Below are 11,487 nucleotides of genomic sequence, written 5' to 3'. Positions count from 1 at the left end.
TTTAGAATCAGTGTGTGGATGTGGTGCGTAAGGGGAAACCATTCAGTGGGCCTTTAAGGCCAAGGCCGGTAACAGAGGCTTCAAGCCGCAGAGCAAACCACCAGTTCACACTGGTGGTTTTGATTTTGGTGTATATGTTTTGTCGCTTTTTGAAAAGGGTAAATAATACGAAAGGTTTTGATTATATATTGTTTTATTTGGTAAAAATAGAAAAAGAGGACATTTTTCTAAAAATTTGAAGGTATCGAATTATGTCGAAAAATAAAGAGTTCAGAGTTGACTATTATTACTCATATAGCTATAATTATCAATTGGTAAGTGAAACTACTTGACAGCAGTAACTATAATGAAATAAACATCTAGGGGAGTATTGCACTCAATTCAGAATTTTGTTACAATTTTGTTAAGTTCGTTGCAATTACTTACCCATGTATGGTATATTTTATAAGGTTGTCAAGTTGAGGTGAGTTTTTGGATAATTTCTTACACCATCAGAAGACTTTTACAGAATACCTACAAATTGAAAAAAATGCTTCATCATACACAGTAACTTACTACAATCAAGACTTAAATGAGTTCTTATTTTTTCTACAACAAGAGGGAGTAAATTCTTTTACCGAAGTAAATCAAGACATTATTCGTCTATATCTTACAACTCTATATAATAAGAACCTCTCAAGAAGATCTGTATCAAGAAAAATATCAAGTCTACGTACTTTTTTTAATTTTCTAGAACGAGAAGAAGTAATCGTTACAAATGTTCTTAACCAAATAACATTACCAAAAGCACAAAAGTCAATTCCAGAATTTCTTTACGTTGAAGAGATAGAAAAATTATTTGAATCTAATGATACTAGTCATCCTATCGGTCAACGTGATCAAGCACTTTTGGAAGTATTATATGGTACTGGTATACGGGTTAGTGAATGTCAGTCACTTACAATAAAAGATATAGATTTCTCTATTGGAACTATTCTTGTAAAGGGTAAAGGAAGAAAAGAAAGGTACGTTCCTTTTGGTAGTTTTGCTGAAAAAGCACTTCGGGTCTACATACATGATGGTAGAAAACAATTATTGGATAAATCGGGCGAAAATACAGAACACCTATTTCTTAATGCAAGAGGAAAGCCAATAACTACTAGAGGTATTCGCGTAATTCTTAAAAAGATGGTGGAAAATACGGCACTAACAGTAAATGTACATCCACATAAATTACGTCATACATTTGCAACACATTTATTAAATGAAGGTGCTGATATGCGAACCGTACAAGAATTACTAGGGCATGAAAGTTTGTCGTCCACACAAATCTATACACATGTTACAAAAGATCATTTGCGAAATGTTTATCTAAAAAGCCATCCTAGAGCAAAAGGGAAGGAATAACGGATGAGGTGATTTTGTTGGCGCATGAAATACATGCAACTACAATATTTGCTGTTCAACATAATGGACAATCGGCAATGAGTGGAGATGGTCAAGTTACACTAGGTAATTCCGTTGTAATGAAACATAAAGCTAAAAAGGTCCGAAGATTATTTAATGGTCAAGTATTAGCTGGTTTTGCTGGGTCAGTAGCAGATGCATTTACTCTATTTGAGAAGTTCGAGGGGAAATTGGAAGCTTTTAATGGGAACCTTACTCGAGCTGCTGTTGAACTAGCCAAGGAATGGCGTAGTGATAAAGTTTTACGTAAATTGGAAGCTATGTTAATTGTAATGAACAAAGAGAGTATGTTGCTGATTTCAGGAACAGGCGAAGTGATAGAACCAGATGATGGCATTCTCTCGATCGGTTCTGGAAGTAACTATGCATTAAGTGCAGGTAGAGCACTTGTGAACTATGCAGAACATCTATCTGCAAAAGAAATTGCATTGGCAGCAATGAAAATTGCTGGTGAGATTTGTGTGTTTACAAATGATCAGATTACACTGGAAGTTCTGGAATAAAGAGGAGGCCATGCATATATGGGTATGAATTATACTCCGAAACAGATCGTTAACCAATTAGATAACTATATTATTGGTCAAACAAGTGCAAAGAAATCTGTTGCAGTTGCTCTCAGAAATAGATACCGAAGAACGTTATTAGACGAAAAACTTAAAGATGAGATTGTACCGAAGAACATCTTAATGATTGGTCCAACTGGCGTAGGTAAAACAGAGATAGCAAGAAGGCTAGCTAGGCTTGTTGGTGCACCTTTTGTAAAAGTAGAAGCAACAAAATTTACCGAGGTAGGTTATGTCGGACGTGATGTTGAATCGATGGTTCGAGATTTAGTAGAAATGTCTTTGCGTATGGTCAAAGAAGAAAAAATGAATGAAGTAATGGATAAAGCAAAAGAATCTGCAGAGAAGAAACTAGTCAAATTATTGGTCCCTCAAGTAAAAAAACAATCTACTATGTCTAATCCTTTTGAAATGCTATTTTCTGGACAGGGAAGTAATTCTACTAACGATGATGATGGCGAAAAGGACGAGGAGATAAGAAATAAACGGAGTAGAGTGGCTCATCAACTTGCGATGGGAGAATTAGAAGATAGAATAGTGACTATTGAAATTGAAGAGATACCACCTTCCATGTTTGATTTACTTCAAGGGTCAGGAATTGAACAGATGGGCATGAATATGCAAGATGCATTAGGACAATTTATGCCTAAGAAAAAGAAAAAGAGAAAACTTCCTGTTTCTGAGGCAAGAAAAATTCTAATTCAGCAAGAAGCACAAAAGCTTGTTGATATGGAGGAAGTTTCACAGGAAGCGATTAATAGAGCGGAACAATCAGGTATTATCTTTATTGATGAAATCGATAAAGTTGCTGGAAAGCATGATAACTCACCTAATGTCTCACGTGAAGGTGTACAACGGGATATCCTTCCCATTGTTGAGGGTTCAACCGTTGTAACAAAGCACGGACCAGTTAAAACTGATCATATGCTATTTATCGCTGCAGGTGCTTTTCATATGGCAAAACCTTCTGATTTAATACCGGAATTACAAGGTAGGTTCCCAATCAGGGTAGAGTTGGAAAAGTTGACCGTTGAAGATTTTGTGCGAATTTTAAGTGAGCCTTCCAATGCCTTATTAAAACAGTATCAGGCCTTATTAAAAACGGAAGGTATAAATGTTGTATTTACAGACAAAGCTGTAAATAGACTAGCAGAAATAGCTTACCAAGTGAATCAAGAAACTGATAATATCGGAGCTAGAAGATTGCATACTATACTAGAAAAATTACTAGAAGATTTATCTTTTGAGGCTCCTGACGTATCGTTAGAGACCGTAGAAATCACTCCGGAATACGTCGACCAAAAACTTAGCACCATTGTTAAAAATAAAGACTTAAGTCAATTCATCTTGTAAATAATAAAGGAAAAATGGAGGATTACATTATGGAACTATTAAATCGTGCAAGAAAAATTAACTCAATGTTACAGAAAGCTACAGGTAAATCAGTAAACTTTAATGATATGGCTGCTTCTTTAACAGATGTAATTAAAGGAAACGTATTTATCTTAAGTAGAAGAGGAAAATTATTAGGTTATGCAATTAACCAAGAGATCCAAAATGAACGAATGAAAGCAATGTTAGAGGAAAGACAATTCCCTGAAGAATATACAGAAGGTCTTTTCCACATCCATGAAACTACTGCAAACTTAGATATTAATAGTCAATATACCGTGTTCCCAGTGGAGAATAAAGACTTATTCCAAAATGGTTTAACTACAATTGTTCCAATCATTGGTGGTGGTGAACGTCTAGGTACATTAATCATTGGTAGACTAAAAGATGCATTTAATGATGATGACTTGCTTTTAGCTGAGTATGGAGCAACTGTTGTTGGAATGGAAATTTTACATGAAAAAACAGAAGAAATTGAAATGGAAGCTAGAAGTAAAGCAGTTGTACAAATGGCTATTAGTTCATTATCTTATAGTGAATTGGAAGCAATTGACCATATCTTCGAAGAACTTAATGGACATGAAGGTTTATTAGTAGCAAGTAAAATTGCAGACCGCGTAGGAATTACAAGATCTGTAATCGTAAATGCTTTAAGAAAATTAGAAAGTGCTGGAGTAATTGAATCACGTTCACTAGGTATGAAGGGGACATATATTAAAGTCTTAAATGATAAATTCTTAGTGGAATTAGACAAATTACGTTCTAGATAAATTGTTATAATAAAAAAGCTAATCCGACATTGGATTAGCTTTTTTTTATGTATTTTGAAGGGGTCTCGCTCGCCTTTTACTCATTACTGACATTTTTTTACATTATTCAACAAAAATATAATAATTTCGACAAGTTTCTATCTATAAAGTAAGGCATATTATGTTTTTTGTAGTAAAATGATACTAAGAACTATCTCACATTTTCTGTGTTGTTTTAGAATCCTGTCGAATTTTGATAGACTTTACAGGTGATATAAATTACAATATTCGTATAGAACTTATTACTTACGACCGTTATTTATAAGATATTTGTTTCGAGGAGGTTTGACTAACATGGATTTATTTAGTGGTACGATCGATACATTACAAAAATCACTAGATTACGCTTCTGTAAAAAATCAAACGATATCTTCCAATATTGCTAATGTTGATACTCCGAATTATAAGTCTAAGCAAGTAGTATTTAAAGATGTTTTAAATCAGGAACTTTCAAATTCTATTGATGCGAAACGGACACATCCTAAACATTTTCAATTTGAGGCAACTAATAAACTACCATATAACATTATTGAACAAAAAAATACGACTTTTAATCATAACGGAAATAATGTGGATATTGACAAGGAAATGGCAGAACTAGCTAAAAATCAAATTTATTATCAAAGTTTAATTGACCGGATAAATGGTAAATTCAATAGTTTGCAAACAGTTATAAGGGGAGGTAAATAAAAATGAGCATATTTAATGGAATGAATATAAGTGCAAGTGCCCTTACAACTCAACGTTTAAGAATGGATGTTGTATCTTCTAACATCGCTAATGCTTCAACAACTAGAGCAACTGTTAATGAAAATGGAGAATTTGAACCGTATCGCAGAAAAATGGTTCAAATAGAGTCAACTGATCGGAGTTTTCGTTCCTTCTTACATAAGGCGAGTAATAATACTCAGCCAAATGCTGGAGTGAAAGTTTCGAGAATTGTAGAAGATGAGGAGCCTTTTAAGCTGGTATATAATCCCTCTCATCCTGATGCGAACGAGGAAGGATATGTACAAATGCCAAATGTAGATCCTTTGAAAGAAATGGTTGACTTAATGAGTGCAACTCGATCTTATGAGGCAAATATAACTGCTTTAAATGCAAGTAAAAATATGCTTCTGAAAGCATTAGAAATTGGTAAATAAGGAGAATCGCTATGAATGTATCGATAAATAGTTTGCAACATGTCCAGCTACCAAAAGTGCAAACAAGTAGTAAAGTTACACCTGGACAAGCACAATCAAGTTTTGCCAATATCTTAAAAAACACCATTAACGATGTAAATAAATTACAGAATCTTTCTGATATGAAAACTGAAGCACTTGCTCAAGGGAAAATCGATAATTTACATGATGTTATGATTACTGCCCAAAAGGCTAGTGTTACTCTTCAAGCTACAGTAGAAGTACAGCGTAAAGCGATTGATGCTTACAATGAGATTATGAGAATGCAAGTCTAATTAAACTTTCTATTATTTATATCGGTATATTTTAAGAAGGTTTAATAGTTTTTAAAAAAATTCCATGGTACAAAATGAAATAGTACCAGGATTTTTATTATTTTGTCTTTGAATTTGGCGGGGGAGCACATGAACAACGAAAAAATAATGAAATTTAACGAAACAGCAAAAACATTTTGGTCAAGTCGATCAAAGGGACAAAAAGGATTAATAATAGGTTCTACGATTGCAGTTATTGTATTGGTAGCTGTTATTTCATTATTTGCGACGAAATCTGACTACGTTCCGCTATATAATAATTTATCTTTGCAAGAAGTAGGCCAAATAAAAAATGAATTAGATGGTAGAGGAATTCCATATGAATTAAAAGACAGTGGAACTACAATCTTAGTCCCTAAGGAACGTGCTGATAGTTTATTAGTAGATTTAGCTGGATTGGGAATTCCCAATAGCGGTAATATTGATTATTCTTTTTTTAGTGAGAACACTTCGTGGGGTGTTACTGATAACGAATTTAACATAATGAAGTTAGATGCGATGCAAACAGAGTTAGCAAATTTGATCAAAAGTATTGATGGGATAAATGATGCTACGGTAATGATTAATATGCCGAAGGAACCAATCTTCGTTAGTGAAACATTACAACCAGCTACAGCAGCAATTATAATTCATACAGCTCCAGGTTATCGCTTTGAAGGAAATCAAATCAATGCATTATATCAATTAGTCTCTAAAGCCGTCCCCAACTTACTACCAGAAGATATTAGTATTATGAATCAATACTTTGAGTACTACGACCGTAATTACCAAGCAGGAACGGGATATCAAGATACCTACACACATCAGCAAACTGTTAAAAAAGATATCGAAAGGGATATCCAAAGAAGATTACAACAAATGCTAGGTACGATGGTAGGGATGGATAATGTCATTGTATCCGTAACTGCTGATATAGACTTTACGAAAGAAAATAGGACCGAAGAGATTGTTGAACCGGCAAACCAAGAATCAATGAAAGGATTGCCAGTAAGTATCGAAACAATTCGAGAAACATATTCTGGTGGTGCTGATGGAGGAATCCCAGCTACAGGTGATGGAGATATAACCAATTATCCAGGTGATGCTGAGACTGAAAATGGTGATTATGAGTATATCAAAGAAACGATTAATAATGAGTTTAATAGAATTCACCGAGACATTGTAGAGAGTCCATACAAAGTTCGTGATTTAGGGATACAAGTAGCTGTGGATAGTTTGAAAACGCAAGATGGAGAAGTGAAGGAGTATCTGTCTGAACAAGAAATGCAAGTTGTAGAAGAAGGAATTACCTCTATCTTAAATTCAATAATTACTACATCGGTAGATGCTGGTTTTGGTGAAATAGAACCGGAGGAGAAAACTTCTATTGTCTTTCAAGAATTTAGTGTAACAGACAAACAAGTCTCCACAGGTAATCCGACAATCCCTATGTGGATGTATATAGTTGGTGGATTATTACTTGTAATTATAATTATTTTAATAATTTTACTATCCAAGAAATCGAAACGTAATAAAGAAGTCCGAGAAGAATCATTTACACAAGAAATTACAGATGAAATCCCTGAGCTGAATTTTGCTATGGAATCAGATTCTGTTAAACGAAGAAAACAATTAGAAAAAATGGCTAAAGAAAAACCAGAAGAATTTGCCAAACTAATTAGAGGCTGGATTGGAGAAGATTAAGGAGGGTAAAGATGGCAAGGCAACCAACTGAACTAACTGGTAAACAAAAAGCAGCGATTCTCTTAATTTCTCTAGGACCAGATGCATCAGCACAAGTTTATAAACATTTAACAGAGGAAGAAATAGAAAAACTTAGTTTGGAAATCTCTTCTGTTAAAAAGGTTGAAGCAAGTATGAAAGAGGAAGTAATGGAACAATTTCATCAAATAGCCCTTGCGCAAGACTATATTGCACAAGGAGGAATTGGCTATGCAAAGACGGTATTAGAAAAAGCCTTTGGGGAACATGAGGCAATGAATATTATTAACCGACTGACTTCTTCCTTACAAGTAAGACCATTTGATTTTGCCAGAAAAGCTGATGCACAACAAGTGTTTAATTATATACAAAATGAACATCCACAAACAATTGCACTCGTATTATCTTACCTTGATCCTGAACAAGCAGGACAAATTTTATCATCTTTACCGCAAGAAATGCAGGCAGATATTGCGAGAAGAATTGCAACAATGGATTCTACATCACCTGAAATTATTAGCCAGGTAGAAGAAGTATTAGAAAGAAACATTGCATCTGCTTTTACGGAAGATTATACACAAACTGGTGGAATTGAAACTGTTGTCGAAGTTTTAAACGGTGTTGATAGAAGTACAGAGCGTACAATACTTGATGCATTAGAAATTCGAGATCCTGAACTAGCAGATGAAATTAAAAAACGGATGTTTGTATTTGAAGATATTGTTATTCTTGATAATCGTGCTATTCAACGTGTTATTCGAGAAGTTGAAAATGAAGACTTACGCTTAGCGCTTAAAGTAGCAAGTGATGAAGTTAAAGAAATTGTCTTTAAAAATATGTCACAACGTATGGCAGAGACATTTAAAGAAGAAATGGAATATATGGGCCCTGTACGTCTTCGTGATGTAGAAGAAGCTCAAACTAGAATCGTCGCGATTATTAGAAGGTTAGAAGATATCGGAGAAATTGTCATTGCTCGTGGTGGAGGAGACGATATCATTGTCTAATCAATCAATCGAAACAAAGAAACTAATTAAATTAAAGCAAATTAATATTCTATCTCAGGAAGATTCTAATCAAAGTAGTTTACAAGTTGAAGAAGCAAAGAAGAATTTAGAAGCTCTTCGTATGGAAAAGGAAAAACTCCTCAAAGAAACAAATGAAGAAATCGAACAAAAACGTAGCATGTGGGAAACGGAAAAAGAAGAATTAATAAAAATAGCTAAAGAAGAAGGATTCTATGCTGGGTTCTCACAAGGGGAAAAGGAAAGTAAGGAACAGTACCAATCTTTAATTGATGAAGCAAACGCTATTGTACTATCAGCGAAAAGAGATTACCAACAAACAGTAGAAAAAAGTGAAGAAGCGATATTACAACTTGCAATTAGTGTTGCTGAAAAGATAATGAAACAAGAGTTAAGTAATCAACCAGAAGCTTTTCTACCAATTGTGAAAGCTGCAATAGCAGAATTAAAAGACCAAAATGAGCTCATCGTTTATGTACATCCAGATAACTTCGAAGAGCTGATAGCAAATAAATTAGATTTAGAAAAAGTAGTTAACCAAAAGGCTACTCTCTCTATCTATATGAATGAAAATATGCAGGTAGGAAGCTGTGTCATCGAACATCCATTTGGAAAAATTGATGCTAGTATCCAAACACAATTAAACAAAATTCAAGAAGTCTTACATGAAATAGTACAGGAGAACAAATAAATGGATTTAGTGAAATACCTACATGCTATTGAAAATACAGATGTTTATAAACATTATGGTAAAGTTCAACGAATTGTCGGGATAATGATAGAATCTATTGGACCTGTAGCTAATATAGGAGAAGTTTGTTATATCCATTCAGCAAAAGGTCATCGAGAACCTGTACTCGCAGAAGTTGTTGGTTTTAATAATGAAAGAATAATATTAATGCCGTATAACGAAGTCAATGAAATTGGACCTGGATGTCTCGTTGAATCTACTGGTAAACCTCTAACCGTCAAAATAGGAAAAGGCTTAATTGGTAAAGTCATAGATTCTTTAGGACAACCGTTAGACGGATCTGACTTACCGAAAGGATTGTCTAATTATTTAACGGAGCAATCTCCACCAAATCCTTTATCAAGGCCAACTATTAAAGAACCTATTCAGGTTGGAGTTAAAGCAATTGATTCGATGTTAACTATTGGAAAAGGTCAGCGAATTGGCTTATTTGCTGGAAGTGGAGTTGGAAAAAGTACATTACTAGGTATGATTGCAAGAAACTCTAAAGCTGATATTAATGTCATTGCTCTTATCGGTGAACGTGGACGAGAAGTTAGAGAGTTTATAGAGAAAGACTTAGGTCCAGAAGGTCAAAAGAAATCAATAGTAGTTGTTGCAACCTCAGATCAGCCCGCATTAATGCGTATGAAAGGAGCATATACTGCAACGGCAATTTGTGAGTACTTTCGTGATTTAGGATATAACGTAAATTTAATGATGGATTCTGTAACGAGGGTAGCAATGGCACAACGAGAGATTGGACTTGCTACTGGCGAACCACCTACAACTAAAGGGTATACACCATCTGTCTTTTCAATTTTACCGAAGTTGTTAGAGCGTACAGGTACTAATAACTTCGGTACAATTACTGCATTTTATACGGTGTTGGTTGATGGTGATGATATGAATGAGCCTATTGCCGATACGGTTCGTGGAATTCTAGATGGACATTTTGTTATGGATAGAAAACTAGCAGAACAAGGACAGTATCCAGCAATAAATATCTTAAAATCGATAAGTAGGGTGATGAATCAGATTGTCACCAAAGAGCACTTAGCCATTGCTCAGGAGACGAGAACACTACTTGCCAAATATGAAGAAAATAAAGATCTTATTCAAATTGGTGCTTATAAACGTGGAACCGATCATGAAATCGATAAAGCAATTATGTACTACCCTAAACTGCAAAACTTTCTTAAACAAGGTGTCTATGAACAGCTTACCTTTAGCGAGACTATTGAACTGTTAAAGCAAGTTATACACGGAGGTAACTAATTTATGGCAGGAACACAAGTCTTATCGAAAATACTTGATTTAAGAAATAAAGAAAAAAAAGAAGCACAACTAGCATATTTTCAATCAGTAAATGAATTTGAAGATAAAGCTACAAAACTTTATAACTTACTTAAAGAGAAAGAAACTATAGAAAACTCTCTAGAGTTTCCAACTGGATCAATTGTGAAACTTGACTATATAAAGGAACAACATTTATATCTTGAGAAATTAACTCAAGAGATTATGATTATACAAGGTCAAGTACAACAAGCTAGGCATCATATGGAGTCTAGACAAGCCTTATTATCAGATGCTCATATAGAAACAAAGAAATTTGAGAGACTTATTGAAATTAGAAAAGATGAGCTAGAAACAAAAGCAAAAAAAGCAGAAGAAATATTAATGGATAGTGTATCCATTCAACAATATTTAAAGTTTAGTAAATAGGTGAGTGTAAATGGCAAAAGAACGAATAGCAGATGAAAAAGAGAAGATGAACCCATTTCTATGGTTTTTGTTTGCCATAGTAATCCCTATTATTATTGCAGCTACTCTGACAGTAATTGTATTTGCGATTGCTGGTGTTAACGTAATGGACTGGGCTAAAAATACAGGAAATAATATTCCAGTACTTTCCTCTCTAATTACTACGACGGAAGAAGAAGCAGCGATGGAAAAGAAAGAAGATATACAAACGACTTTAGATGCGAAAGATACAGAAATTAAAAAATTGCAAGATGAAAAAGTGAATTTAGAAGGCACTATCGAAAAATTAGAGACTGAAATTGTTAAGTTGGAAAGTGAATTAGAGTCGGTTATATCTTCTAAAATGGATTCGGAGCAGTCCATTAAACAAATTACTAGTTCCTTATCTGAAATGGAGAGCGAACAAGCAGCTGGAATATTAGAACAATTAGATGTAGATGTTGCATTTGCGATAATTAAAGAAATGTCAACTGAAAATCGTGGGTTAATCCTAGGAAATATGAACCCAAGTGCAGCAGCAGAAATTACAAAGCTCTTTATTAATGTTGAATAAGAAGAC

13 protein-coding genes are annotated in these 11,487 nt (G+C 34.2%); all 13 read left to right on the top strand.

Going from position 1 to position 11,487, the window contains the following annotated elements; translation table 11 throughout:
* Positions 1–471 precede the first annotated feature (471 nt).
* The 13 genes from xerC (at position 472) to IEV35_RS01870 (ending at position 11,481) form a co-directional block, all read left to right on the top strand.
* Positions 472–1,386 carry a tyrosine recombinase XerC gene (gene xerC / locus IEV35_RS01930; protein ID WP_188382992.1) on the top strand — a complete coding sequence of 305 codons (915 nt, stop codon included), beginning with the start codon at positions 472–474 and terminating at the stop codon, positions 1,384–1,386.
* Between the two features lie 17 nt (positions 1,387–1,403).
* On the top strand, positions 1,404–1,949 hold the full coding sequence (gene hslV, locus IEV35_RS01925; RefSeq protein ID WP_188382991.1) for an ATP-dependent protease subunit HslV: 546 nt from the start codon (positions 1,404–1,406) through the stop codon (positions 1,947–1,949).
* 18 nt (positions 1,950–1,967) lie between these two features.
* Complete coding sequence (gene hslU / locus IEV35_RS01920) at positions 1,968–3,362, top strand: ATP-dependent protease ATPase subunit HslU (RefSeq protein ID WP_188382990.1); 1,395 nt, start codon at positions 1,968–1,970, stop codon at positions 3,360–3,362.
* 29 nt (positions 3,363–3,391) lie between these two features.
* Positions 3,392–4,171 (top strand): GTP-sensing pleiotropic transcriptional regulator CodY, encoded by a 780-nt coding sequence (gene codY, locus IEV35_RS01915; RefSeq protein ID WP_188382989.1) that lies wholly within the window; start codon positions 3,392–3,394, stop codon positions 4,169–4,171.
* A gap of 333 nt (positions 4,172–4,504) precedes the next feature.
* Positions 4,505–4,900 (top strand): flagellar basal body rod protein FlgB, encoded by a 396-nt coding sequence (gene flgB / locus IEV35_RS01910; protein ID WP_188382988.1) that lies wholly within the window; start codon positions 4,505–4,507, stop codon positions 4,898–4,900.
* A gap of 2 nt (positions 4,901–4,902) precedes the next feature.
* Complete coding sequence (gene flgC / locus IEV35_RS01905; protein WP_188382987.1) at positions 4,903–5,355, top strand: flagellar basal body rod protein FlgC; 453 nt, start codon at positions 4,903–4,905, stop codon at positions 5,353–5,355.
* An 11-nt stretch (positions 5,356–5,366) separates the two neighbouring features.
* On the top strand, positions 5,367–5,669 hold the full coding sequence (gene fliE, locus IEV35_RS01900) for a flagellar hook-basal body complex protein FliE (protein WP_188382986.1): 303 nt from the start codon (positions 5,367–5,369) through the stop codon (positions 5,667–5,669).
* Between the two features lie 147 nt (positions 5,670–5,816).
* Entirely contained in the window at positions 5,817–7,391 is a 1,575-nt protein-coding gene (gene fliF / locus IEV35_RS01895) for a flagellar basal-body MS-ring/collar protein FliF (RefSeq protein WP_229740602.1), read from the top strand.
* Between the two features lie 11 nt (positions 7,392–7,402).
* On the top strand, positions 7,403–8,416 hold the full coding sequence (fliG, locus tag IEV35_RS01890; RefSeq protein WP_188382984.1) for a flagellar motor switch protein FliG: 1,014 nt from the start codon (positions 7,403–7,405) through the stop codon (positions 8,414–8,416).
* Positions 8,409–9,125 (top strand): flagellar assembly protein FliH, encoded by a 717-nt coding sequence (gene fliH, locus IEV35_RS01885; protein WP_188382983.1) that lies wholly within the window; start codon positions 8,409–8,411, stop codon positions 9,123–9,125. Before fliG ends, fliH begins: the two co-directional genes overlap by 8 nt.
* Positions 9,126–10,442: a flagellar protein export ATPase FliI gene (fliI, locus tag IEV35_RS01880; protein ID WP_188382982.1), complete on the top strand. Its 1,317-nt coding sequence runs from the start codon at positions 9,126–9,128 to the stop codon at positions 10,440–10,442.
* Positions 10,443–10,445: 3 nt separating this feature from the next.
* Entirely contained in the window at positions 10,446–10,889 is a 444-nt protein-coding gene (gene fliJ / locus IEV35_RS01875) for a flagellar export protein FliJ (RefSeq protein ID WP_188382981.1), read from the top strand.
* 10 nt (positions 10,890–10,899) lie between these two features.
* Positions 10,900–11,481 (top strand): MotE family protein, encoded by a 582-nt coding sequence (locus tag IEV35_RS01870; RefSeq protein WP_188382980.1) that lies wholly within the window; start codon positions 10,900–10,902, stop codon positions 11,479–11,481.
* The last annotated feature ends 6 nt before the right edge of the window (positions 11,482–11,487 follow it).

The organism is Ornithinibacillus halotolerans (assembly GCF_014637405.1).
Classification (GTDB): Bacteria; Bacillota; Bacilli; order Bacillales; family Amphibacillaceae; genus Ornithinibacillus; species Ornithinibacillus halotolerans.
This window is presented reverse-complemented; position numbering and strand designations above follow the sequence as displayed.

Bases quoted from the DNA above. Each gene is read 5' to 3' on its own strand.
- hslU (WP_188382990.1), top strand. From the start codon at position 1,968: ATGGGTATGAATTATACTCCGAAACAGATCGTTAACCAATTAGATAAC.
- codY (WP_188382989.1), top strand. From the start codon at position 3,392: ATGGAACTATTAAATCGTGCAAGAAAAATTAACTCAATGTTACAGAAA.
- flgB (WP_188382988.1), top strand. From the start codon at position 4,505: ATGGATTTATTTAGTGGTACGATCGATACATTACAAAAATCACTAGAT.
- flgC (WP_188382987.1), top strand. From the start codon at position 4,903: ATGAGCATATTTAATGGAATGAATATAAGTGCAAGTGCCCTTACAACT.
- fliE (WP_188382986.1), top strand. From the start codon at position 5,367: ATGAATGTATCGATAAATAGTTTGCAACATGTCCAGCTACCAAAAGTG.
- fliF (WP_229740602.1), top strand. From the start codon at position 5,817: ATGAAATTTAACGAAACAGCAAAAACATTTTGGTCAAGTCGATCAAAG.
- fliG (WP_188382984.1), top strand. From the start codon at position 7,403: ATGGCAAGGCAACCAACTGAACTAACTGGTAAACAAAAAGCAGCGATT.
- fliI (WP_188382982.1), top strand. From the start codon at position 9,126: ATGGATTTAGTGAAATACCTACATGCTATTGAAAATACAGATGTTTAT.
- fliJ (WP_188382981.1), top strand. From the start codon at position 10,446: ATGGCAGGAACACAAGTCTTATCGAAAATACTTGATTTAAGAAATAAA.
- IEV35_RS01870 (WP_188382980.1), top strand. From the start codon at position 10,900: ATGGCAAAAGAACGAATAGCAGATGAAAAAGAGAAGATGAACCCATTT.